Below are 22962 nucleotides of genomic sequence, written 5' to 3' on the forward strand. Positions count from 1 at the left end.
CGCCCCCGCGGGGCCCGGCTCTAACTCTTTTCCTCTTTCGCGGCGGCGAGGCCCAGCAGAAGCTTCGTCAGCAAACGGTTCAGGTCCTTCTGCTCGGCCCGGGTGAGGCAGGCGAGCACCTGGCGCTCGTTGTCCACGTGCAGCCCGACCAGCTTCTCGACCAGCGCCAGGCCTTTCTTGGTCAGGCCGACCAGCGTGCCACGGCGGTCCTCCGGGTTGGGGCGGCGCTCCACCAGGCCGGCCTTCTCCAGCCGGTCGAGCCGCGCGGTCATGCCGCCCGAGGACATCATCAGGCTTTCATAGAGCGCCGTCGGCGTCAGGCGGTAGGGCTTGCCGGCACGCCTCAGCGTGGCGATGACGTCGAACTCTCCCACCTGCAGGCCGTGGGCGGCAAAGAGCGGCGCCAGCCGGTCGCGGGAAATCAGCGTCGCCGCGCCGCCCAGGCGGCCGATCACCTCCATGGGCAGCAGGTCCAGGTCCGGCCGCTCCCGTTCCCACTGCGCCACGATCTTATCGACCCAGTCCATCTCTTCTCCTATTTATCTTGACATCAAGATACTTGATAACAAGATAGTTGCTGTCGAGCCAACATCAACCTGCCGTCCCGCCGCGCCGGGAGCAAGCCCCGCCTGCCCCTCGCCAAGCCGGGGAAGACCGGCGGCCCCCGTGGAGCCAAGTGGAGCCCTGTCATGACCCTTCTCGCCGCCGTCCTGCCAAAGAGAAATTTCCTGCCCCTGCTGCTGTTGGTCACCGTCGGCGCCATGCTGGGCGTCACCGCCGTCATTGCCAAGGCGGCGGCGCTGGCGGGCTGGCCGCCGGTCGCGCTGCTGGCCTGGGCGCTGCTGGGCGGCGGACTGCTGCAATTTGGCTTTTCCCTGGCGGCGGGCCGGCGGCCCGGAACCAGCGCGCCCTACCTGCGCTATTACCTCGGCTCCGGCCTGCTGCAGGCCCTGCCCAACGCCCTGGCCTTCGCCGCGGCCCAGCATGTCGGCGCCGGCATCGTGGCCCTCTGCTTCGCCTTCCCTTTGATCTTCACCTATGGCCTCGCGCTCTGCTTTCGCCTGGAGCGCCTGCAGGGCCAGCGTCTGGCCGGCGTGCTGCTGGGCCTCGCCGGCGGCCTGGTCATCGCGGCGGGCAGCGGCGGGACCGGGTTCAGCCCCTCGCCCTGGATGCCCTCTCCCTGGATGATGGCGGCCCTGGCCGCCCCGGTCATCATCGCCGTCGGCAACCTCTACCGCAGCCTCTATTGGCCGCCGGGAGCGACGGCGCTGGAGCTGTCGCCCGGCATGCTGCTGACGGCGGGGGGCAGCCTGCTGCTCGGCCTGCTGGCAACGGGCGCCCCCCTGGCGCCGGTGTCCTGGAACTTCGCCACCAGCGCCCTGCTTCTGGGACAGACGGCGATCTTCACCCTGCTCTTCGTGCTCTATTTCGTGCTGCAGAAGCTCGCCGGGCCGGTCTACCTGAGCCAGATCGGCTCGGTCGGCGCCCTGGTCGGCCTGGGTCTGGCCACCGCCCTGCTGGACGAGCCGCTGTCGCCCCGGACGGCCTTAGCGGGTCTGCTGGTCGCGGGAGGCATTCTCCTGGTCAACCGCCACGTCGGCAGGCGCGGAGGGTGACTGCGGAGGCTGCGGCCAGGCCAAGGTGGCGTCGACATGCCGGCGTGTGCAGGCGATCTTCGGATAGCGACCGTCACCCAACTGAGGTGCCAGGGCGCTGGATGCGAGGTAGGCCTGGGACTGCAGACCGCAGAGGCTATAGCCGGTTGCTTTCGGCGCGAGCAGAACATGCAGCGCTGTATCAGCCTGACAGTCTGCCGGCGCAACCGTGGTTGAACAGATGAATACAATCGCGGAGACCATATGCATTTCGCCCTCCCGCCCGTATATGGAAGGGGAAACCGGTAAGAAAGGCCCCGGCGTTGCACTGCGGTTCCTGCTGCACTTCGGCAGTCATGCGGCCCCAACCCCTTCGTGCAATATACGATTGCCTGGCGGCCGACGTGAGCCCGGCCGACGGCTGTTAGGACCCCAAGCGAAACCCTAGCAGCATAGATTCCTGCCGCACAGTGGGTTTCGGGCTTGCGCGAATTCGCTCCGGATGCGCTGCCTGAAGGTAGTATAGTTGCGGTCCAGCGGGGCGGGCGGCAGGCCGCCTTCCCGTGGCATCATGCCGCCTGCGAAGCGCTTGCCGGGCCGGGGGCTGTGCCTTTAGACTCCTGCCAATTCAATTGCTTGCGGCGACCTCAACCAGATAATCGAATCATGACCTTCGATCTTTCCTCGATCCTGGCCGAACGCCAGGGCGAGAAGTATGCCCTGAACGAGAAGTACCTGAACGCGCAGCTGGTGCGCGTGCTGAAGACGCTCGGCTACGACGTCAACTTCGCGCGCGGCCAGGGCCCGCACCTCTATGACGTGGCGGGGCGGCGCTACCTCGACCTCTTGAGCGGCTTCGGCGTCTTCGCCCTGGGGCGCAACCATCCCGCCGTGGCCGCCGCCCTGCGCCAGGTGCTGGAGGCGCAACTGCCGGGGCTGGTACAGCTCGACGTCTCGCTGCTTGCCGGCATCCTGGCGGAGAAGCTGCTGGCCCGCCTGCCGGGCATGGAACGCATCTTCTTCTGCAATTCCGGCGCCGAGGCGGTGGAGGCAGCCATCAAGTTCGCCCGCATGGCCACCGGCAGGCCGCGCATCCTCTATTGCGACCAGGCCTTTCACGGGCTGACCTACGGCGCTCTGTCGCTGAACGGCACCGAGGTTTTCCGCAAGGGCTTCGGCCCCCTGCTGCCGGAATGCGTAAAGATTCCATTCAACGACCTGACGGCGCTGGAAGCGGCGCTGAAGGCCGGTGCCAAGGAAAGTGAGGTCGCTGCCTTCATCGTCGAACCGATCCAGGGCAAGGGCGTCTACATGCCCGACGACAACTACCTGGCCGAGGCAGCGCGTCTTTGCCGCAAGTACGGCGCCCTCTTCGTGGCCGACGAGATCCAGACCGGCCTCGGCCGCACCGGGCGGTTCCTGGCTTGCGAGCATTATGGTGTGGAGCCCGACATGGTGCTGCTGGCCAAGGCGCTGTCCGGCGGCTTTGTGCCTGTCGGCGCCGTGGCGATGAAGCACTGGATCTTCGCCAAACTGTTCGACCGCATGGACCGCGCCCTGGTGCACGGCTCCACCTTCGGCAAGAACGACATGGCCATGGCCGCCGGCATCGCCACCCTGGAGGTGATGGAGGAGGAGAAGCTGGTCGAGAAGGCGGACAGCCGGGGCAGTGCGCTTATGGCCGACCTGCAGAAGCTGGTCGCCCAGCATGAGCTGCTGAAAGAGGTGCGCGGCAGGGGCATGATGATCGGCCTGGAATTCGGCGCACCGAAGAGCCTGAAGCTGAAGGCGGCCTGGCACCTGCTCGACAGCGCCAAGCGCGGCCTGTTCTGCCAGATGGTGCTGATCCCGCTCTTGCGCGACCACCAGATCCTCTGCCAGGTTTCCGGCGACGACAGCTACATCATCAAGCTGCTGCCGTCCCTGACCATCGATGAGGCCGACCGGCAGTGGATCGTCTCGGCCTTCGACCAGGTGATCGGCGACTGCCACCAGATCGGCGGCGCCGTCTGGGACCTCGGCCGCTCGCTGGCCAAGCACGGCCTCAAGGCCAAGGCCGGGTAGCACGCTTCCCGCCTTGCCCTTCGAGACGGGCTTTCAGCCCTCCCAAGGGTGAGGCTCTCCTCCAACCTCACGCCGAAGAGGACCGCAGGTCCGTCTCGAAGCATGAGCGCTCCCTACTCCGGCGTTTCGGAAATGCGGTGGACTACCCCTGCGGCGCGCATCTCCTCGACGCTGGGGAACCACAGCCCTTCGTGTGGCGTCACGAAGACCTGCTCGCGGAAGCCCGGCGCGATGCCCTGGGCCTCGTAGAAGGCCAGGTCCTTCCGCATCTCTTCTTCCTCGTCGACCAGATAGACCGGGTAGTCGGCGTCCATCCAATGCTGATGGAAGCCCAGCCGCCCCTCGGGGCCCAGCACGCGAACCTTGCCGGCGATAAAGGCGGTGGTGCAGGCCGAGCTGCACTGGCGGAAGACATAGGTATCGAGGCCGTGGCGCAGGATCAGCTTGGCGAAGCCGCGGCCTTCGTAGACGTGGCCGCCGGGACTGTCGAGAACGATGCCGCGGATATCCGTCTGCGCCTGCAGCAGCTCCGTCAGCTTCTTGGTCACGCCCAGCTCAAAGGTGCCGGTGAAGCGCAACAGCGTCGGATTCTCCGGATCCGGCCCCAGGTGGTAGCGAGCGGCACGGTCACGTTCCCAGGCCAGGTACTCCGGCTCGCCCTCCGGCTCCTGGAACAGCAGCAGGAAAGCGCCAACGGCGCTGGTGAGCGTCATGGCCACCGCCCCGGCGATACCTAGATAAGTGACCAGGGTCAGGCCGCTGGCGCCGAAGTTGCTCTGATAGGCGTCGCAGGCGCGCACCACGCCGACGATCTGCCAGACGAAGACCGCGACGTGAAAGACCAGGAAAAAGGCGACGGTGACGGTCGCCACCACCGCCGGATCCTCCAGGAACGGCGGCCGGGTGAAGCGGTCGAGCAGCAGGATCACCCCGCGCAACAGCACCAGGTTGATCCAGAAGGACCACGCCAGCGACTGCCGCCCCTGCCAGTGGGCGGCCAGATAGCCGGCGAGGAAACCGGGCTGCTTGGGCCTGGAAGTCACGGTTTTGCCTGCTTGGGCGGCCCCTGCCGGGGCGCTCCTTCGTGCATCGCTCTCTCCCTAGCTGATTTGTCCTCGAACAAGCTGAAGTGCGTCTAAGTTGCAGAAGATTCCAACACCTGCGGTAACAGTCGGGTTCAACATACTACCTCAGGTCGGATTGCCACCAGTTCGCCAAAGATTTGCCACGGCCGATATGCAAAATTAATTCATAGGGTGCTACAGCGGTGCCGCATGACAAAGCCCGGTTCTTTCATGTTGCCGCCGAACGCCGCCCCGAAGATCAAGGCGCTGTTCGACTATTGGCAGAAAATTCACCCCGAAGCCGGGCTTCCGGGGCGGCAGCATTTCGACCCCATGGATATTCCCCAGCTGCTGCCGAACATCTGGATGATCGATGTCAGGCAGGATCCCCTGTGCTTTCGCTTCCGCCTCGTCGGCACGGAGATCGTGAAATTCACCGGGCGCGACGCCACCGGCCTCTGCCTGAGCGAGGTCTACCCGCAGTACAAGTCGACGGAGGCCTACCGGATCCACTGCAACTGCGCGCAGGTGGGCGAGCCGGCCTACCGCAAGAGCGGCGTGCTCTCCAATCCCGGACGTAGTCATATCGAGGCCGAACGGATCTACCTGCCGCTGGCCAAGAACGGCGAACAGGTCGACATCCTGCTGGTCATGACCCTCTACACGGGCGAGCCGCTGCCGCGTCAGTAGCGCGCAATCCCTCAGTGGAAATCCCTGGACCTCTTAGTGGAAGTCTCGCGACTTGGGCATGGGGTTCACGTCGCGCGGATGACGGCGCCCCGGACCTGAAGAGGGGGCGGGGCGGTGGTCGCGGGTCGGGCGCTTCACCTCGTCGGCGCGCGCCTGAGCGCTTTCCAGCGCCGGGCCCGGCTTCAGATCGCCGAGACGCTCGGTCATGTCCTCCAGTTCCTCGGCCACCACGTGGATCACCAGCCCCTCGCGCTGCAGCTTGCCGCGCACGGCCAGCAGGCTGGCCTTCATGACAATGGCGCGGTGCCGTTCGAAGACGTCAGGCCAGACGATGACGTTGGCGACGCCGGTCTCGTCCTCCAGGGTGGCGAAGATCACGCCGTGGGCGCTGCCCGGACGCTGGCGCACCAACACCAGCCCGGCGACCCGGACCATAGCGCCGGGCTTCAGCTCCGACAGCCGCATGGCCTCGACGATGCCCGCGGCCGTCAGGCTGTCGCGCAGGAAGGCCAGGGGGTGCGCCTTCAGGGAAAGGCGCAGCGCCATGTAGTCGTCGACCACGTGCTCGCTGAGGGCCATCGGCGGCAGCGAGACTTCGGGCTCGGCGCCGCGGTCCTCGATACCGGCAGCCGCGAAGAGCGGCAGGGGCGCGCTCTTCTTGCGCTCGCCCGGCAGGCGCTTCACCGCCCAGAGCGCCTCGCGCCGCGCCAGACCCTGGGAACGGTAGGCGTCGGCCCGGGCCAGGGCCTCCAGCGCCAGAGGCTTCAGCCCGGCGCGGCGCCACAGCGACAGCGGGTCCGGATAGCCGCCCTCCTGCTCACTGGGCCGCGCGGCGACCAGGGCGCGGGCGTCCTCCTCGGCCAGGCCCTTCACCTGTCTGAGGCCGAGGCGCAACGCATAGCCCTGCCCGCCTGACGCGGGTTCCCCCGAGGCTGGTTCAAGCGTGCAGTCCCAGTCGCTGGCGTTCACGTCGGGGGCGCGGATCTCGACGCCATGCTCGCGGGCGTCGCGGATAAGCTGCGCCGGAGCGTAGAAGCCCATGGGCTGGCTGTTCAGCAGAGATGCGGCGAAGACCGCCGGGTAGTAATGCTTCATCCAGGCGGAGACGTAGACCAGAAGAGCGAAGCTGGCGGCGTGGCTCTCCGGAAAACCGTAGGTGCCGAAGCCCTCGATCTGCTTGAAGCAGCGCTCGGCGAAATCCTCGTCATAGCCGCGCGCGGCCATGCCCTGGACGAACTTGTCGCGAAAGGCGTGGATGTTGCCGAGGCGCTTGAAGGTCGCCATGGCGCGGCGCAGGCGGTCGGCCTCGGCCGGCGTGAAGCCGGCGGCGACGATGGCGATCTGCATGGCCTGCTCCTGGAACAGCGGCACGCCGAGGGTCTTCTGCAGCACCCGGCGCAGGTCCTCCGAGGGATAGTCCACCGGCTCCTTGCCGTCGCGCCGTCGCAGGTAGGGGTGCACCATGTCGCCCTGGATCGGCCCCGGGCGCACGATGGCCACCTCGATGACCAGGTCGTAGAACTTGCGCGGCTTCAGGCGCGGCAGCATGGACATCTGGGCGCGGCTTTCCACCTGGAAGACACCGATGGAATCGGCGCGGCTCAGCATTTCATAGACCGCCGGGTCTTCGGCCGGCACCGAGGCGAGCGCGAAGTCCTTGCCGTAGTGGTCACGCAGCAGCGCGAAGCCCTTGCGCAGGCAGGTCAGCATGCCGAGCGCCAGGATATCGACCTTCAGGATGCCCAGGGCGTCGAGGTCGTCCTTGTCCCACTCGATGACCGTGCGGTCCTCCATGGCCGCGTTCTCGATGGGCACCACCTCGCAGAGCGGGTTCCGGGTCATGACGAAGCCGCCGACGTGCTGGGAGAGGTGGCGCGGGAAGCCGATCAGCATATGGGTCAGCGCCAGGGCCTGGCCCAGGCGGCGGTCCCGCGGGTCAAGGCCCAGCTCGCGCACCGAGTTCTCCTCCACCCCCTCCTGGCTCCAGCCCCAGATGGCGCCGGCCAGGGCGGCGATGGTATCGGCGGAGAGCCCCATGACCTTGCCGACCTCGCGCATGGCGCCGCGCGAGCGGTAGCAGATGACGGTCGCGGTCAGCGCCGTGCGCTCGCGTCCGTACTTGCGATAGATGTACTGCATGACCTCTTCACGGCGCTCGTGCTCGAAGTCCACGTCGATGTCCGGCGGCTCGTTGCGCTCGGCGGAGACGAAGCGCTCGAACAGCAGGTCCATGCGCGCCGGATCGACCTCGGTGATGCCGAGACAGAAGCAGACCGCCGAGTTGGCGGCCGAGCCGCGGCCCTGGCAGAGGATACCCTGAGAGCGGGCGAAGCGCACCACGTCCTCGACGGTGAGGAAGTAGGGCGCGTAGTCGAGCTGGCCGATGAGCGCCAGCTCGTGGCGCACCGCCTGCCTGACGGTCTCCGGCACACCATCTGGATAGCGCCGCGCGGCGCCGCGCCAGGTGAGGTGTTCCAATTCCTCTTGCGGCGTGCGGCCCTCGCTCGTCAGCTCCTCCGGGTAATCGTGGCGCAGTTCCTCCAGGGAGAAGCGGCAGCGCCGTGCGATCTCACAGGTATTGGCCAGCGCCTGCGGGATGGCGCGAAAGAGATGCGCCATGTCCTCCGGCTTCTTCAGATAGCGCTCGGCGTTGGCCTGCAGGCGGTAGCCCGCCGTGTCGATGGTGCAGTGCTCGCGGATGCAGGTGACCACGTCCAGCAGCGGCTTGCGCTCGGCGCTATGCAGGCGCACGTCGTTGCAGGCCACGAGCCCGACACCGCTTTCCTCCGCCAGCCGCGCCAGGGCCGCCAGGCGCCGCTGGTCGTCGCCCCGGTAGAGCGCGCGGGCGCCGAGGAAGACCTCGCCGGGAAAAGCTTGGGACAGGCTGCGCAAGCCGGATGCGAACGCGCCGTCCGGCAAAATCACGAAGACCTGGCCGTCGCCGTGGTCGATCACCTCTTCCAGAGTGAAGTCGCACTCGCCCTTCGCCGCGCGGCGCTTGCCCAGGGTGAGAAGGCGGCAGAGCCGCGCGTAGGCGGCGCGGTCTTTGGGAAAGCAGAGAATGTCAGGGCCATCGGAAGGCACCAGGCGCGCGCCGACCAGCAGGGCAATGCCGACCTCCTTCGCCGCCACATGCGCGCGCACCACCCCGGCCAGCGAATTGCGGTCGGCGATGGCCACCGCCGGCAGCCCCAGCGCCGCCGCCCCCATCACCAGCTCCTCCGGATGCGACCCGGACCGCAGGAAGGAATAGTTGCTGGTGACTTCCAGCGGGACGTAGGTGGGGGTGGGAGTCATGGTGATGCCTTCTCCCCACATTCCTGTTCCCTCCCCCCTTGCTCGACTTCCCCCTCCCCCCTTGTGGGGGAGGGTTGGGGTGGGGGGTATGGCGCAGCCCGCCAAGGCCAATAGCGCAGAGTCACCCCCTCCCCATCCCTCCCCCATCGAGGGGGAGGGGGTTTAATTTCGTTGAACATCCGATGCCTCCCGACGTGCAGCAGCTGCCGCGCGGATAGCCTCCAGCAGGCCCTCCAGGTTTCCGAAGACCTCGTCGTTCCAGAACCTGAGAACACGAAAACCCCGATCCTCGAGCCACCGGGTCCGCATTGCATCCTCCGCTTCAGATTCCGCGTGCTGCCCGCCATCAAGCTCAACGACAACGCGCGCCTCATAGCAGGCAAAATCGACGATGAAGCGGCCCAACGGCACTTGGCGGCGAAAGCGCAAGCCGTCGAGCTGCCGCCGGCGCAGGGCCGACCAGAGGCGCTGTTCCGCCTCCGTCATATTGCCGCGTAGTTGTCGTGCGTTCTTCAGTGCCATGGATCGAATTCAGTTCTGAAGGAGCGGAGAGTCACCCCCTCCCCAACCCTCCCCCCATCAAGGGGGAGGGGGTTCTCAAGGGATCAGCGAATGACAGAGTCTTTTCCCTCTACACATCTCCTCCCGCTTTTGGTTTCCCCTCCCCCCTTGTGGGGGAGGGTTAGGGTGGGGGTATGGCGCCTAGCGCATCACCCCTCACCCGAACAGGCCGTGCAGGAACCAGCGGCCGTCGGCGCGGTAGAGCCAGTAGCGGCGGCCGTCTTCGTCCTCGACGCGGAAGTAGTCACGCGGCGGGGCGTCGCCCTCTTCCGGATCGCTCCGCCACCACTCGCCGAGCAGGCGCTCCGGGCCCTCGGCGCGCACCACCTGGTGCAGCACCCGGCGCCAGCGGAACTGCGCCGGCGGGTAGTCGGGCAGCAGGGAGACCGCCTCCACCGGCTCCGGGCGCGCCAGCAGGCGCAGCGGCCTGAGCTTCGGATGCGGCGTCTTCTGCCAGTCGTCGTTTGCTTTTCCCGAAGCGGCCTCCCCAGCGGCCGGTTGAAGCGCAAAGGCACGCTCCGGAAGATGGCTTTCGCGCAGGCGCGGGGCGCGCACGGCCTCCAGCCCCAGACGGCTGCCCAGGCGATCGACCAGTTCGGGCAGGCTCTGCGCGCCATCTGCGCCGCTCACCAATTTCTCCTCCACCCGGCGCAGCTCACCCTGTTGCGCGGCCAGCGGCGCGGTCAAGGTCGCGCCCAGGGTCATGACCTCGATACCGAAGCCGGGGTCGATCTGCGGCAGCTTCTCGGTGAAGAGGCGGCGCAGGTGCCTGGCGTCGCGGCTCGGCCGGCTGGCGCCGAGGGAGAGGCGCTGCAGGCTGCCGTCGCTGCGGTAAGCCGTCAGTTCCAGTTGTCTTGCGCCGCGCCCGGCCCGCGCCAGCTCGCGGCAGAGATGGTCGAGCAGCAGGCCCGTCGCACGGGCGATGTCCTCGGGGTCGCTCAAGGGCTCGGCGAAGATCTGGCGGGTGAGATGGGCTGCCGGCGGCTGGCGCGGCGACAGCGCCTCGCCCTCCGCGCCCACGGCCTGTCCCAGGCGGCGCACCGCCTGCGCGCCGAAGCGCGGCGTCATCACCGCCGGCGTGAGGTTGTAGAGGTCCTCGACGCGGCGCAAGCCCAGACGGTCCATCAGCTCCACCGTGGCGGGCGGCAGGCGCAGGGCCGCCAGCGGCAGGGGCGCGAGGGCGGCGCGCTGACGCCCGGGCAGCACCACGACGCAGGGGTGCCCGGCGGAGGTGGAAAAGCGCGCCATGGCCCAGGCGGCCCCGATGGTGTCGGCCAGCGCCGCGCGGGCGCTGTAGCCGAAGCCGGCGAGGCGCGCCTGCAGGTCCTCCAAGAGGGCGTGCTCACCACCGAAGAGGTGGCCGCAGCCGGAGACGTCGAGCAGCACCCCGGCGGCACCGCCCGGCCCCTTGCCTTCTCCTTCCTCCGTCGAATCGGGCGCGCTCCAGGGCGTGTAGCGCGCGCACCAGGCGGCGAGCGCGGCGAGGGCGCGGGCGTCGACCGCCGGGTCGTGGGGAACGGTGATAAGGCCGGGCAGCAGGGCGCGCGCCTCGGCCAGCGGCAGGCCGGGCTCGAGCCCCGCGGCCTCCGCTTCCGCGTTCACCGCGGCCAGGCTCAGACGCTGGCCGTCATCGCTTACCAAAGCGAGCGGCTGCCGTGCCTCAGCCCGTTCCGTCTCAGCCGGCTTGCCGGAGGGCGACGATCTCCGCGTCCCGCGCGGGCGAGCGTCCTGCCGGCTGCTCTGCCGGCTGTTCTGGGCCCTCGCCCGGAACCAGCGGTCGGTCGCGAAGCGCGGGAGCCAGAGCGAAACCACACGCCGCATCGTCCCACTCCACATGCCAGGACCCCGGCGCCGCCCCGCGGCAGCGCAGGAGGTCGAGCCGCCAGCGCGGGCGGCCGATGAATGTCGCGTCTTCTTCGTCCTGCGAGGCCGCGGCCGTCACGCGCCAGCGGCTGAGCGCGGCGCTGGCCGCGCGGCCCTGGCACAGCGGGCGGAAGCGGCGGTGCAGGGCGAAGGCGGTGACGCCGCCCGTCGCGGTCAGGCTCGACTCGGCGGCCAACTGCAGGCGCCGCCCGGCGAGGCGGTCGAGGCCTTCGACCTCCCCCACCACGGCGGCGAGGCGGCGGCAGCGCAGCCCCTCCTCCATCGCCCAGAGCACCTCGGCGTCGCTTTTCGCGCGCACCAGCAGGAAGCGCCCGGGGTCGAGCCCCTGGCCCACCAGCGCCGGCGGGTAGAGGTCGCCCTGGCGCGAGACCCAGAGGATCTGCCCAGACTTGGGGCAGGCCTTTTCCAGGCGCGCCAGGAGCGCCAGGCAGAAGCCGAGGGTGACGCCGTCGTCCCACTCCGCGCGTTCGCCCTCGATCTCGTGCAGCGCGCCGAGCGGCAGCCCGCCGCCGGGCAGCGCCGCGTCGAGGGCCGCAAGCCCCAGGGGCGCGACGGGGCGCCTGCGCCCGGCCAGCGCCCCCTGCTCGAGGCGCCTTACCTGATCGCGCAGGGCCGCAAGGCCAAGAACTTTCCTGTCCTGTTCTACAGAGACCGCAGCGGGGGACTCGGAAAAGCCCGCCGCGCCGCCGCGCGGCCCCGGCCGCCCGCTCCCGGCGGCCCCGGAAACCCGGCCTTTTCCTTGCTCTTGCGCGCGCAGAAGCAGCGACATCGCCTGCCCTTCAACCCAGGGATTACCATCGTGTATGTTCTCTTTTTGTTCTAATAAATCCTAGCCGAAGAGTCAAGGTTGGGGGTGGGCGCGCCGGACAGAGACCGGCCCCGGAAAGGGCCCCGCAGTCATTCTTCTTTAAGGCGAAAATCAATAGACTGAGCGAAGGCGTAGCGAGAGGCGGCCCGGGGCCCCTCAACACCGTGGAATCCTACCGAGGACACATCGTGACCGCTTCCGAACCTGATTGGACACCTTCAGGATCCGTCGCTACCGCCCGCTTTCTCGAGCAGATCGATGATCCGCGGCTGAGCGCGGTCTATCGCTATTGGGACGCTCTGCGCAGCGCGCGCTTTGCGCCGTCCTACGCCGAGGTCGATCCCATCGACATCCCGAAGCTGCTCCCCATCCTGCTCGTCACCCAGGTGGAGAAGACCGCCGGCGGCCGGCGCTACCGCTACCGGCTGTGCGGCGCGGAGGTGGAGGAGAACTTCGGCGGCCCCATGCGCGGGCGCTACATCGACACCCTGATGCAGGGCCGCTACCTCACCTACATCGAGGATCTCTACAGCCGCGTCGTCGACGGCAAGAGCCCGATCTATTCGGTCAGCGCCTACGCCGGACGCGCGCTGCAGACGAAACGCCTGATGCTGCCGCTGAGCAGCGACGCCGACAGCGTCGACGTCGTCCTCTCGGCGCAGGTCTTCTTCCAGCCGGTCGGCCTGCCGCAGACCATCCTGGCCGTGCAGGAAGACTTCGAGCCCCGGAGCTAGAGGCGGCGCCGGCGGCGCGGCTGAACGCGCCCCTGGCCTTCCCTCTCCCCCGCCCCTAAAATCGCCTGGCCGCGAACGATCTTTGCGGAACCGTCGACGAGGGGAAGCATTCATGTCCGAGATGCTGAATGACGGGCGCTGCCCCCTGCGGCCGGCGGCCCTGGGGTTTTCCGCGCCGCCGCAGGGCGCGGCGACAGCCCGCCGCAAGACCTCCTGAGGACCCCGCCCCCCGTGATCTCCCTTTGGATTCCCATCACCGTCTTCGCTGCCTTCATGCAGAACCTGCGCTCTGCCCTGCAGAAGCATCTGAAGGGGCGGCTGTCGACGGGCGGGGCGAGCTACGTGCGCTTCTTCTACGCCTGGCCCTTCGCGCTGCTCTATGCGGCGGGCGTGCAGCAGGTCGGCGGTTTCGAGCTGCCGCAGGTGAGCGGCCTCTTCCTGCTATACTGCCTCTTGGGCGGCGTCAGCCAGATCGCCTTCACCTTCCTGCTGGTCTACCTCTTCTCCTTCCGCAACTTCGCGGTCGGCACGACCTACTCCAAGACCGAGGTGATCCAGGTGGCCTTCCTGGGCCTCATCCTGCTGGGCGACACCATCAGCCTGGTCGGCGTCTTCGCCATCGCCGCCGGCATGGTGGGGATCGTCGCGCTGTCGGTGGCCCACCAGGACCTGACCTGGAGGACGCTGGCGACCAGCCTCTTCGAGCGCACGACGATGATCGGCCTGCTGTGCGGCGCCTGCCTGGGCGCCTCGGTGGTGTTCTTCCGCGGCGCCTCGCTCAGCCTGGATTATGAGGCACTGGGTGGGGGCGCGGTGGTGATGCGCGCCGCCTTCACCCTGGCGGTCGCGCTGACCATGCAGACGGTGATCATGGGCGCCTACCTGCTGCTGCGCGAGCCCGGCCAGATGAGCGCGATCTTCCGCCATTGGCGCCCCGCGCTGATGGTCGGCGTCTCCGGCTTCCTCGCCTCGGTCGGCTGGTTCACCGCCTTCACGCTGGAGAACGCCGCCTACGTGCGTGCCGTCGGCCAGATCGAGCTGGTCTTCACCTTCATCGCCTCGGTGGTCTTCTTCAAGGAGAAGACGTCGCGCCTGGAGCTTCTGGGCGTGGCCCTGATCCTGGCGGCGATCCTGCTGCTGATCCTCGGCGGTTAGGCGGCGGCTAAGCCCGCTGCGCCGTCTCCTGGGGCTGGACCTCGTAGGTGATGGGGCTCGCCAGTTCGCGGAAGTGGAACAGGCGGAACGCCCGCTCGCCGTTGTAATCCAGGATCCGCAGGTCGTCCTCCTGGTGCAGGTCGCGCTTGACGGCCCCGAAGTGCGCGCCGTAGCGCTCCTGCGCCAGCGGAATGGAAATCTCGTAGGCCAGGAACTTGTCGATCCCCTTGGTCCGGAGCTTCTCCAGCAGGTCATCGTCCGTGGCGGAGCCGTAGGACGTCAGGATGACCAGGGGACCGCTCCCCGTGAACAGCATGAAGCATTTCATCGCAGGGCCTCCCTCGGCTAGCTGAACCACTAATATGGGGCCGGATCTCCGTTGCGTCGAGCGCGACTCCCATCGCGAAGTCGCGGGTCACTCTTCAACCTCCGATGATGCGGCGCCCCCGGCCGGACCTTGAAGCCGCCGGAGAGCGGCGGCCTTTGTGGACTCTGATATACATCCCGCAGCGCCAGACCTAGAATTCAGGGATATCTTCCCCGGCCCGGACGCGGGACACGCAGGATGGGTGAACCAAGAACGCAGCGGCGCCTCGCGGCGGTCCTCGCCGCCGACATCGCCGGCTACTCGCGGCTCATGGCGGCCGACGAAGCCGGAACGCTCGCGGCCATGGGCACCGTCTGGGCCGAGCAGTTCAATCCCGCCGTCGCCGCCCACCACGGCCGGATCGTCAAGATGATGGGAGACGGCGCGCTGGTCGAATTCGCCAGCGCGGTCGAAGCGGTGACCTGCGCCCTTGCCGTTCAACAGGCCATGGCGTCTTTCAAGCAGTCGAACCCGGACCAGGCACCGCTGGAATTCCGCATCGGCGTGAACCTCGGTGACATCGTCATCGACGGCGACGACATTTTCGGCGACGGCGTCAACCTGGCGGCGCGCCTGGAGGGACAGGCACCGACCGGCGGCGTTCTGATTTCCGATTCGATTCATGCCCAGGTCAGGGGCAAGGTCGGCGTCAGCTTCGACGACGCCGGCACCTTGACCCTCAAGAACATCGAGACGCCGGTCCGGGCCTGGCGCTGGACCGGCAACGGCGGCCCCGCGAAGGCGCAACCGCCATCCGGCGCGCGCGACCTCCCCTCCATAGCGGTCCTGCCCTTCACCATCATGTCCGGCGATCCGGAGCAGGAGTACTTCGCCGACGGGCTGGTGGAGGACATCATCACGACGCTCTCCAAGCTGACCGGGCTGCGGGTGATCGCGCGCAACTCGACCTTCGTCTACAAGGGCCAGGCCGTCGACATTCGCGCGGTGGCCAACCAGCTTGGTGTGCAATACGTCCTCGAGGGCAGCGTGCGCCGGGCCGGCGACCGCATCCGCATTACGGCACAGCTGATCGACGCCGGCGGCGCGCATGTCTGGGCTGAGCGCTACGACCGGTCCATGGACGACATCTTCGCCGTCCAGGACGAGATCACCCTGGTCCTGGCGACCGAGATGCAGGTCAAGCTGACAGAGGGTGAACAGGCACGGCTGCGCTACACGACGACCGGCAACGTGGAAGCCTGGAGTTTCTGGGTGCAAGGTCTCCACCACTATCGCCAGTCGGTCACCAAAGAGAGTCTGGGAGCCGCGCTCTCTTGCTGGACCAAGGCGCTGGCGCTCGACCCCGCTTCGTCCTCTCTTAACGCGATGATCAGCCTGGTGCACTACGCCGATGCCCGCTTTGGTTGGTGGGAGGATCGGGAAACGGCGCATCAGAAGGCCATGAGCTATGCCGAGCGCGCACTGGACCTCGACCCCGAGAATCCGGACGCCAACGTGACGGCGGGCCTCGCCCTGCTGCAGGCCGGACGCCACGAAGAGGCTGCGGCGAAAGCACGGCGGGCGGCTCAATTCGCACCGGGCTCGGCCGACGCGGCCAGCTTCGGCTGCTTCATTCTCGCTTTTGCGGGCTTCCCCGATGAGGCGGTCACCCACGGCGAGCGCGCATTGAAGCTGAGCCCGAACTATCCCGCCTCCTATCGGGGGCACCTCGGCAACGCCTATCGGCTCGCCGGAAGAACCGAGGAAGCCATCGCCGCCTTCAAGGCCTACCACGCGAGAGTCCCGGGCTTCGGCCTGGTCGACCTCGTACTCGTCTATCAGCAGTCCGGCCGGCCGGAAGAGGCGGCGCGCACCGCCGAGCAACTCCTCGCCCTTCGCAAGGACTTCTCGATCTCCACCTGGGCAAGCACGCAGTACCGGGCGGACAAGCAGGGGCTTCAGGCCGACATCGAGGCCCTGGCCGCCGCGGGACTTCCCAGAGACTGACGACTCCCCTGGCCACCTCCCGGCCCGGATCGTAAGATCGCGCGGCAAAGCGCGGCCGGAAAGGAACCGCGCGAACGTCTCGGGGAGGAACCGCGTTTCATGTACGACGGCTTGCGCGACGAGCGGCGCTGGGTGCTGCCGGAAGCCTTGCGGTTCCAGGCCGCGGCTCGGGGGGACCAGCCCTTCCTGACCGCCGTCACCGACGGCACGACCCTCACCTACGGTGAGGCGGCGGCCGAGGCCGACAAGGTCGCGGGCTTCTTCGCCGGGCTGGGGGTGAAGCCGGGCGAGCCGGTGGCGGTGCTGCTGCCCAACGGCCTGGATTTCGTGCGAGTCTGGCTGGGGCTGATGCGCCTGGGCGCCGTGGTCGTCGCCCTCAACAACGAGCTGAAGGGCGCCTTCCTGGCGCACCAACTCGCCGACACCGGCTGCCGCGTCACGGTGCTGGACGCGGAGCGGCTGGCGCGCATCGCGGAGATCGCCGAACGCCTGCCGGCCTTGGAAACGCTGGTGGTCGCCGGAAAAGCACAAGACGCCCCCGCGCCCTTCCGCGGCGTGGCGCTGTCGGACTGGCGGGAGGCCCGGCCCTGGACGGGGCCGCTGCCCGCCGCCGCCGACACCGCCTGCATCATGTACACCTCCGGCACCACCGGCCCGGCCAAGGGGGTGCTCATGCCGCATGCCCACTGCTTTCTCTTCGGGCTGGGCACCATCGACAACTTCGCGCTGACGCCGGAGGACCGCTTCTACATCTGCCTGCCGCTGTTCCACGCCAACGGTCTCTTCATGCAGCTGGGCGCGACGCTCATCGCCGGGGCCGGCGCCGTCCTGCGCGAACGCTTCAGCGCCTCCTCCTGGATCGCCGACATCCGCCGCTTCGAGGCCACGGCATCCAACCTGCTGGGCGCGGTCACCGCCTTCATCCTGGCGCAGCCCCCGGCCGAGGACGACCGCGACCACCGGCTGCGCGTGGTCGGCGCCGCGCCCGACGCGCCGGCCCACGACAAGGCGCTGCGCGAACGCTTCGGCATCGCCGACGTGGTGCCGCTCTACGGCATGACCGAGGTGAACATCCCGCTCTACGGCGAGCTGGGCCGTCCGCGCCCGGGCACCTGCGGCAAGGTCTACGCGCGCTACTTCGACGTGGAAGTGCGCGACCCCGAGACCGACCAGGCGCTGCCGCCGGGCCGCGTCGGCGAGATCATGGTGCGCCCCAAGGCGGCCTTCGGCTTCACCACCGGCTACCACGGCATGCCCGACAAGACCGTCGAGGCCTGGCGGAACCTCTGGTTCCACACCGGCGACGCGGCGGTGATGGAGGACGACGGCTACATCGTCTTCGTCGACCGCATGAAGGACTGCATCCGCCGGCGCGGCGAGAACATCTCCTCCTTCGAGGTGGAAGCCGCTATCGAGCGCCTGGCGGGCGTGACGGAGGCCGCGGCCTACGCCGTGCCCGCCGACATCGAGGGCGGCGAGGACGAGATCATGCTGGCCGTGGTGCCGGCGCCCGGCGACGGGGTGACGGCGGCAGAGGTCGCCGCCCAGGCGGAGATGGAGCTGCCGCGCTACGCCCAGCCGCGCTTCATCGAGATCCTGCCGGAGCTGCCCAAGACGCCCACCGGCAAGGTGCAGAAGGCGAAGCTGCGCGACCGCGGCGTGGCGGAGACAACCTGGGATCGAGATCGGAGCTGAACGCGGTGCCCCGAATTCCACGCAAGGCCGATTGGCACAGGCAAAAAGCACCCAGTGCTGGCAGATGGAAACAAAGGATACGCAAAGGCGCTTCCGGCGAAATGCTGCTGAAACCACCGTGCCCTAGATAGTATGATGTGTCGTCGAAGAAGGACGTCTTTCGGCGCCATGGAGGCCGAAAAGTGACGGTGGGCGCTCGCCCCCGTAGATTTCAAGTGGATTGAAAGACCGGCGGCGCCGAACACAGCCGGACGAGGATCGATCGGTGGAACAAGCCGCGAGCAAAGACGACCTAACCCCGCGCGACGACCGCGAACCCGCCTACCGCTGGGTCATCGCCTTCACGGCGGCGGCCATGCTGGCCATCGTCATGGGCCAGCTGGTGAACGGCCTTTCGGTCTTCTTCATCCCTCTGGAGGAAGCCTTCGGCTGGGCGCGCGGTGCCATCGCCTTCATCAATACCGTCGGCCTGGTCGGGCTGGCCATCGGCGGCATCGTCATGGGCCGCATCGCCGACCGAGCGGATATCCGCAAGATCTGCCTCTTCAGCGTGGTCGTGACGAGTCTCTGCGTGGTGGCGGCATCCTGGGCCGAGGCGCTGTGGCAGTTCTACCTGCTGTTCTTCCTGGCCGGGGCCTTCGGCGGCGGTGCGCTCTTCGCGCCCCTGATCGCGCTGGTCGGCAACTGGTTCCGCAAGGGGGCGGGCCTGGCCATCGGCATCGCCGCAGCGGGCCAGGGAATGGGACAAGGTGGCGTCCCCTTCGGCACCGCCTTCCTGATTGACGAGTTGGGGTGGCGCGGCGCCTTCATGGCCCAGGGCCTCATCACGCTGGCCCTGCTGGTGCCGCTCGCCCTGCTGATGCGCGCGCCGCCGCAGCGCGGCGCCCAAGCCGCCGCCGGCCGGGAGGACAGCCCGCCCCTGCCTCTCAATGTGGTCGTGCCGGCGATGAGCCTCGCGGTCTTGATGTGCTGCACCTGCATGGCCGTGCCGCTGATGCATCTGGTGCCGTTGATCCAGGGCCAGGGGATCTCGGCGCCGGAAGCCGGCGGCGTGCTCTTCACCATGATGATCGCGGCCATCGTCGGCCGCGTCGCCTTCGGACAGCTGGCCGACATGATCGGCGCGATCCCCGCCTATATGACGGCCTCCCTGTGGCAGACGGTCCTGGTCTTCGTCTTCACGCGGATCACCGACCTGGACCTGCTCTACATCTTCGCGCCGATCTACGGCTTCGGCTACGCCGGCGTGATGACCGGTGTGCTGGTCACCACGCGCGCCCTGACGCCCGCCACGCGGCGGGCCGGGGCGACCGGTATCATCCTGGCGTTCGGCTGGCTGGGCCACGGCCTGGGCGGTTACCAGGGCGGGCTGTTCTACGACCTGACCGGCGGCTACGACGTGAGCTTCGCCAACGCCGCGCTGGCCGGGGTCTTCAACCTGGTCATCGTCGGCTCGCTGTTCCTCACCATCCGGCGCCGGCAGGCGGTCGCCGCCTGATCAGATAACCTTCAATCAGATGTCCTTCACCAGGCGCAGGGCGTCGTGGATGGCCGCGTGGGTGTTGCGCGCCGCGACGGCATCGCCGATACGGAACAGCTGGAATCCGCTTTGCGGGTTCTTTGCCACCGCCTGGGGTCGCCCCGCGACCAACGCCTCGTAGTCGACCTCACCCAGGTTGGAAGACCGCGGCTTCAGCTCGAAGTAGACATCGTCCAGCGGCCGGGTGCCGTGGTTCACGACCACCTGGTCGACACGGCGTTCGCGGGTGACGTCGCCATAGTCGCTGCCGATCTCGGCCACCAGTTCGTTGCCGTCCCGCCGTACCGCATCGAGTCGCCAGGTCACCGTGAAGGTCACCTCCCTCTTCTGAAGCTCGCGCATCGAAGGGGTCAGCGACATGGCCATGACCTCGGAAGCAAAAGTCCGGTCTCGGGTCATGACCTCGACTTTCGCTCCGGTGGCGGCGATCGCCTCCGCCGCCTGCAGCGCGGCGTAGTCGCCGGCATCGTCGTAAATCAGCACGTCCGTCCCAGGCGGCACGTCGCCCGAAAGGATATCCCAGGCCGAGACGACCAGGTCGTTGCCCGTCCGCAGGATTTCGGTATGGGGCAGCCCGCCGGTGGCGATGATGACCACCTCCGGCTGCTCGGCCAGCACCATCTCCGCATCGGCGAAGCTGTTGAAGCGGAAGGTCACCCCCAGGCGCGAGCACTCGGCGAAGCGCCAGTCGATGATCGAAATCATCTCGCGGCGGCGCTGCGTCTGCGCGGTGAGGCGGATCTGGCCGCCCGGATCGCTCGCGGCCTCGTGCACGATCACCTCGTGACCGCGCTCGCCCGCGACGCGCGCGGCCTCCATGCCCGCCGGCCCGGCCCCGACGACGACGATGCGACGCCGCGTCCCGGCTTTGGGGATACTGTGCGGCAACGACAGCTCGCGACCGGTGGCCGGATTGTGGATGCAATAGGCCGCACCACCCTGGTAGATGCGGTCGAGACAGTAGTTGGCGCCGACGCAGGGGCGGATGCGCTCTTCCTCGCCGGCAACAATCTTCGCGACGATATGGGGGTCGGTCATATGGGCCCGCGTCATCCCGACCATGTCGAGCTTGCCGCTGGAGATCGCAAAACGTGCCGTCGCGACATCGGGTATCTTGGCGGCGTGGAAGGTGGGGAACTGCGTGGCCGCGCGGATCTCTCCGGCGAATTCCAGGTGCGGCGCAGAGCGCATCCCCTGCACCGGGATCACGTCGGTCAGCCCTGCATCCGTATCGATGTGGCCCTTCACGACGTTCAGGAAATCGACCATGCCGCAGTCCTTCAGGCGGTGTGATATCTCCAGCCCGTCCTCCTTGGTCAGGCCGCCGGGCAGGTCCTCGTCGCCTGTGTAGCGGACGCCGACGATGAACGCCTCGCCGACCCGCTTTCGGATTGCGCTCAGCACTTCGAAGGTAAAGCGCAGGCGGTTGTCGAGACTGCCGCCGTAGGGCGCGTCGAGGCCATTCGTCAGCGGCGACCAGAACTGATCCACCAGATGCCCATAGGCCTCGATCTCGATACCGTCGAGACCTGCCACCTTCATCCGATCAGCGGCGGTGGCGTAGTCTTCGATGATGCGAGCGATGTCCCAGTCCTCGACCATCTTCGGGAACGCCTTGTGCGCAGGCTCGCGCTCGTGCCCGGCGGAGACCACCGGCAGCCAGTCGGCCTTATCCCAGCGGGTGCGGCGGCCGAGATGGGTGAGCTGGATCATGACCGCGCAGCCATGGTCGTGACATTCGTCCGTCAGCTCGCGCATCCAGCCCACGACCTCGTCCTTCCAGGCGAGGATATTGTTGAAGGCCGGCGGGCTGTCGCGCGCGACAGAGGCCGATCCGGCCGTCATCGTCAGGGCCACCCCCGCCTTGGCGCGCTCGGCATGGTAGGCGCGGTAACGCTTCTTCGGCATCCCGTCCTCGGGATAGGCCGGCTCGTGCGAGGTGATCATGATCCTGTTGCGCAGGGTCAAGTGCTTCAATCGGTAGGGCTGGAGAAGAGGATCGTTGGACATGGCTGATCTCGTTTCCCGAATTTTCCCTTCTACACCCCCGACCACCGCAAGGCCGCAGTCCTCTAGCCGCCCTGCCCCGACAGCGGGAACCTGCGCCGGAAGGCCGCCTCCCCTTTCGGCGAGAAGCGGACGATGCGGGTACCCTCGACGCGGCGGGCCCAGCCGAGATCCTCGAACCTGCCCAAGAGCGCGCGACCAAGACTGCCGGCGAGGTGGGAGCGGCGCTCGCTCCAGTCCAGGCACTCGCGGCACAGCGGGCTGCGCCGGGTGGCCAGGTCCGCCAGGTCGAGGTCGAAGCGCTGCATGAAGCTGCGACCCGCCTCGCTGAGGTCCAGGCCCGCCTCGCCCAGGGTCAGAAACCCGCGGGCGACGAGGCTGTCGTAGAGGCGAATCCCCAGATCGCCGGCCAGGTGGTTATAGCAGACCCGCGCCTTGCGCAGCTCCGGATCCCGGGGACCGGTGCGGCTGCGCAGGTGGCCGGCCCCGGCGGCGAGCCCCATCAGCGCCTCCAGCACCGCGGCGACTTCGCTGCCGGCGAGGGTGAAGTACTTGTGCCGCCCCTGCTTGCGCTGCCGCAGCAGGCCGCCCTGGTCCAGCTTGGCCAGGTGCGCGCTGGCGGTCTGCAGGGTGACGCCCGCCTCCGCCGCCAGCTCGCTGGCGGTCAGCGCCTTGCCGCTCATCAGCGCGGTCAGCATGTTGGCGCGGGCGGGATCGCCGATCAGCGCGGCGAGGCGCGCGATGTCGGGACCTTCTTTCATGAGTCGATGCCTCCCATAGTTCGATGCTAAACGAAGCATGAACGACCGACAAGACGCTAGGATCACGGCTGCAAACAATCCTGACAACCTGCTGCAAGCGTTCGAGGGCCATCCATGCTGACCTGCGTCATCCGCTACCACATCGACCCGACCAAGAAGGAACACTTCACCCACTACGCCCGGAACTGGGGACAGGCCATTCCGCGCTGCGGGGCCGGCCTTGTCGGCTATTTCGCCCCGCACGAGGGTTCCACCACCCTGGCCTACGGCATCTACAACGTTAAGAGCCTGGCCGACTACGAAGCCTACCGCGCGCGCCTGGCCGCCGACCCGCTGGGGCAGGAGAACTACGCCTTCGCGCAGAGGGAAAAGTTCCTGCTGCGCGAGGACCGCACCTTCGTGAAGCTGGTCTCGGCGCCCCACGGCGGCGGAGAGGGCGGATGATCGCCGTCATCTTCGAAGTGGAACCGGCCGAGGGCCGCAAACAGGATTACCTGGACCTGGCCGCCGAGTTGCGCCCGCTGCTGGAAGAGGTCGACGGCTTCATCTCGGTAGAGCGCTTCCAGAGCCTCAGCGATCCGGAGAAGGTTCTCTCCCTCTCCTTCTTCCGCGACGAGGCCGCAGTCCGGCAATGGCGCCGGCTCAGCGCCCACCGCAACGCCCAGGCGCAAGGCCGGTTGGGCGTCTTTGCGGACTACCGCCTGCGCGTCGCCGAGGTGATCCGTGACTACGGCCTGACAGAGCGGGCAGAGGCGCCCGCCGACAGCCGGCGGGCCCACGCCGAATAGGGCGC

Annotated in this window: 19 protein-coding genes; 10 read left to right on the forward strand and 9 right to left on the reverse strand. The window is 68.2% G+C overall.

The window, feature by feature from the left end; all coding sequences use genetic code 11:
* Positions 1 to 20: 20 nt before the first annotated feature.
* Positions 21 to 527, reverse strand: a complete 507-nt coding sequence (locus H7X47_RS09510; RefSeq protein ID WP_193368421.1) for a MarR family winged helix-turn-helix transcriptional regulator — start codon at positions 525 to 527, stop codon at positions 21 to 23.
* A 162-nt stretch (positions 528 to 689) separates the two neighbouring features.
* Between H7X47_RS09510 and H7X47_RS09515 the strand changes: the two genes are divergently transcribed.
* Both H7X47_RS09515 and H7X47_RS09520 read left to right on the forward strand, forming a co-directional pair.
* Entirely contained in the window at positions 690 to 1616 is a 927-nt protein-coding gene (locus tag H7X47_RS09515) for an EamA family transporter (RefSeq protein WP_193368422.1), read from the forward strand.
* 645 nt (positions 1617 to 2261) lie between these two features.
* Positions 2262 to 3659, forward strand: a complete 1398-nt coding sequence (locus H7X47_RS09520) for an aspartate aminotransferase family protein (RefSeq protein WP_193368423.1) — start codon at positions 2262 to 2264, stop codon at positions 3657 to 3659.
* Positions 3660 to 3772: 113 nt separating this feature from the next.
* Here H7X47_RS09520 and H7X47_RS09525 read toward each other — a convergent pair whose 3' ends face one another.
* Positions 3773 to 4702 carry a COG3904 family protein gene (locus H7X47_RS09525; RefSeq protein ID WP_193368424.1) on the reverse strand — a complete coding sequence of 310 codons (930 nt, stop codon included), beginning with the start codon at positions 4700 to 4702 and terminating at the stop codon, positions 3773 to 3775.
* 252 nt (positions 4703 to 4954) lie between these two features.
* Between H7X47_RS09525 and H7X47_RS09530 the strand changes: the two genes are divergently transcribed.
* Positions 4955 to 5413 (forward strand): PAS domain-containing protein, encoded by a 459-nt coding sequence (locus H7X47_RS09530; RefSeq protein WP_193368425.1) that lies wholly within the window; start codon positions 4955 to 4957, stop codon positions 5411 to 5413.
* A 33-nt stretch (positions 5414 to 5446) separates the two neighbouring features.
* Here the strand turns inward: H7X47_RS09530 and H7X47_RS09535 are convergent, their stop codons facing one another.
* From H7X47_RS09535 to H7X47_RS09550, 4 genes are all read right to left on the reverse strand, one after another.
* A complete protein-coding gene (locus tag H7X47_RS09535) occupies positions 5447 to 8710 on the reverse strand; it encodes an error-prone DNA polymerase (protein ID WP_193368426.1) in 3264 nt (1087 codons plus the stop codon).
* A 162-nt stretch (positions 8711 to 8872) separates the two neighbouring features.
* A complete protein-coding gene (locus H7X47_RS09540) occupies positions 8873 to 9232 on the reverse strand; it encodes an endonuclease domain-containing protein (RefSeq protein ID WP_193368427.1) in 360 nt (119 codons plus the stop codon).
* A 195-nt stretch (positions 9233 to 9427) separates the two neighbouring features.
* The gene (locus H7X47_RS09545; protein ID WP_193368428.1) at positions 9428 to 10912 is read right to left on the reverse strand and encodes a Y-family DNA polymerase; all 1485 of its coding nucleotides are present in this window, start codon (positions 10910 to 10912) and stop codon (positions 9428 to 9430) included.
* Positions 10913 to 10946: 34 nt separating this feature from the next.
* Complete coding sequence (locus H7X47_RS09550; RefSeq protein ID WP_193368429.1) at positions 10947 to 11924, reverse strand: ImuA family protein; 978 nt, start codon at positions 11922 to 11924, stop codon at positions 10947 to 10949.
* 227 nt (positions 11925 to 12151) lie between these two features.
* Here H7X47_RS09550 and H7X47_RS09555 point away from each other — a divergent pair, with 227 nt between their 5' ends.
* Together H7X47_RS09555 and H7X47_RS09560 are read left to right on the forward strand one after the other, a co-directional pair.
* Entirely contained in the window at positions 12152 to 12697 is a 546-nt protein-coding gene (locus H7X47_RS09555) for a PAS domain-containing protein (RefSeq protein WP_193368430.1), read from the forward strand.
* 231 nt (positions 12698 to 12928) lie between these two features.
* Complete coding sequence (locus H7X47_RS09560) at positions 12929 to 13852, forward strand: EamA family transporter (RefSeq protein ID WP_319633571.1); 924 nt, start codon at positions 12929 to 12931, stop codon at positions 13850 to 13852.
* Positions 13853 to 13859: 7 nt separating this feature from the next.
* On the opposite strand, the gene H7X47_RS09565 is transcribed toward H7X47_RS09560, so the two are convergent.
* A complete protein-coding gene (locus tag H7X47_RS09565; RefSeq protein WP_193368431.1) occupies positions 13860 to 14180 on the reverse strand; it encodes a cytosolic protein in 321 nt (106 codons plus the stop codon).
* A gap of 237 nt (positions 14181 to 14417) precedes the next feature.
* Between H7X47_RS09565 and H7X47_RS09570 the strand changes: the two genes are divergently transcribed.
* From H7X47_RS09570 to H7X47_RS09580, 3 genes are all read left to right on the forward strand, one after another.
* Positions 14418 to 16166, forward strand: coding sequence for an adenylate/guanylate cyclase domain-containing protein (locus tag H7X47_RS09570; protein WP_193368432.1), 1749 nt, complete (start codon positions 14418 to 14420; stop codon positions 16164 to 16166).
* Positions 16167 to 16265: 99 nt separating this feature from the next.
* Entirely contained in the window at positions 16266 to 17861 is a 1596-nt protein-coding gene (locus tag H7X47_RS09575; protein WP_193368433.1) for an AMP-binding protein, read from the forward strand.
* Positions 17862 to 18126: 265 nt separating this feature from the next.
* Complete coding sequence (locus H7X47_RS09580; RefSeq protein WP_319633572.1) at positions 18127 to 19359, forward strand: MFS transporter; 1233 nt, start codon at positions 18127 to 18129, stop codon at positions 19357 to 19359.
* A 15-nt stretch (positions 19360 to 19374) separates the two neighbouring features.
* On the opposite strand, the gene H7X47_RS09585 is transcribed toward H7X47_RS09580, so the two are convergent.
* Positions 19375 to 21411: an NADH:flavin oxidoreductase gene (locus H7X47_RS09585; RefSeq protein WP_193368434.1), complete on the reverse strand. Its 2037-nt coding sequence runs from the start codon at positions 21409 to 21411 to the stop codon at positions 19375 to 19377.
* A gap of 62 nt (positions 21412 to 21473) precedes the next feature.
* Positions 21474 to 22169, reverse strand: a complete 696-nt coding sequence (locus tag H7X47_RS09590) for an ArsR/SmtB family transcription factor (protein WP_193368435.1) — start codon at positions 22167 to 22169, stop codon at positions 21474 to 21476.
* A 114-nt stretch (positions 22170 to 22283) separates the two neighbouring features.
* On the opposite strand from H7X47_RS09590, the gene H7X47_RS09595 reads away from it, so the two are divergent.
* Positions 22284 to 22613, forward strand: a complete 330-nt coding sequence (locus tag H7X47_RS09595) for an NIPSNAP family protein (protein WP_193368436.1) — start codon at positions 22284 to 22286, stop codon at positions 22611 to 22613.
* Positions 22610 to 22957 carry an antibiotic biosynthesis monooxygenase family protein gene (locus H7X47_RS09600; RefSeq protein WP_193368437.1) on the forward strand — a complete coding sequence of 116 codons (348 nt, stop codon included), beginning with the start codon at positions 22610 to 22612 and terminating at the stop codon, positions 22955 to 22957. Before H7X47_RS09595 ends, H7X47_RS09600 begins: the two co-directional genes overlap by 4 nt.
* The last annotated feature ends 5 nt before the right edge of the window (positions 22958 to 22962 follow it).

The organism is Pelagibius marinus, assembly GCF_014925385.1.
Lineage (GTDB): Bacteria > Pseudomonadota > Alphaproteobacteria > Kiloniellales > Kiloniellaceae > Pelagibius > Pelagibius marinus.

What these genes read in the sequence shown, in the direction of transcription:
- H7X47_RS09590 (WP_193368435.1), bottom strand. Translation starts at nt 22,169, where the DNA reads ATGAAAGAAGGTCCCGACATCGCGCGCCTCGCCGCGCTGATCGGCGAT.
- H7X47_RS09540 (WP_193368427.1), bottom strand. Translation starts at nt 9,232, where the DNA reads ATGGCACTGAAGAACGCACGACAACTACGCGGCAATATGACGGAGGCG.
- H7X47_RS09550 (WP_193368429.1), bottom strand. Translation starts at nt 11,924, where the DNA reads ATGTCGCTGCTTCTGCGCGCGCAAGAGCAAGGAAAAGGCCGGGTTTCC.
- H7X47_RS09575 (WP_193368433.1), top strand. Translation starts at nt 16,266, where the DNA reads ATGTACGACGGCTTGCGCGACGAGCGGCGCTGGGTGCTGCCGGAAGCC.
- H7X47_RS09585 (WP_193368434.1), bottom strand. Translation starts at nt 21,411, where the DNA reads ATGTCCAACGATCCTCTTCTCCAGCCCTACCGATTGAAGCACTTGACC.
- H7X47_RS09595 (WP_193368436.1), top strand. Translation starts at nt 22,284, where the DNA reads ATGCTGACCTGCGTCATCCGCTACCACATCGACCCGACCAAGAAGGAA.
- H7X47_RS09535 (WP_193368426.1), bottom strand. Translation starts at nt 8,710, where the DNA reads ATGACTCCCACCCCCACCTACGTCCCGCTGGAAGTCACCAGCAACTAT.
- H7X47_RS09515 (WP_193368422.1), top strand. Translation starts at nt 690, where the DNA reads ATGACCCTTCTCGCCGCCGTCCTGCCAAAGAGAAATTTCCTGCCCCTG.
- H7X47_RS09565 (WP_193368431.1), bottom strand. Translation starts at nt 14,180, where the DNA reads ATGAAATGCTTCATGCTGTTCACGGGGAGCGGTCCCCTGGTCATCCTG.
- H7X47_RS09570 (WP_193368432.1), top strand. Translation starts at nt 14,418, where the DNA reads ATGGGTGAACCAAGAACGCAGCGGCGCCTCGCGGCGGTCCTCGCCGCC.
- H7X47_RS09520 (WP_193368423.1), top strand. Translation starts at nt 2,262, where the DNA reads ATGACCTTCGATCTTTCCTCGATCCTGGCCGAACGCCAGGGCGAGAAG.
- H7X47_RS09530 (WP_193368425.1), top strand. Translation starts at nt 4,955, where the DNA reads ATGTTGCCGCCGAACGCCGCCCCGAAGATCAAGGCGCTGTTCGACTAT.
- H7X47_RS09510 (WP_193368421.1), bottom strand. Translation starts at nt 527, where the DNA reads ATGGACTGGGTCGATAAGATCGTGGCGCAGTGGGAACGGGAGCGGCCG.
- H7X47_RS09600 (WP_193368437.1), top strand. Translation starts at nt 22,610, where the DNA reads ATGATCGCCGTCATCTTCGAAGTGGAACCGGCCGAGGGCCGCAAACAG.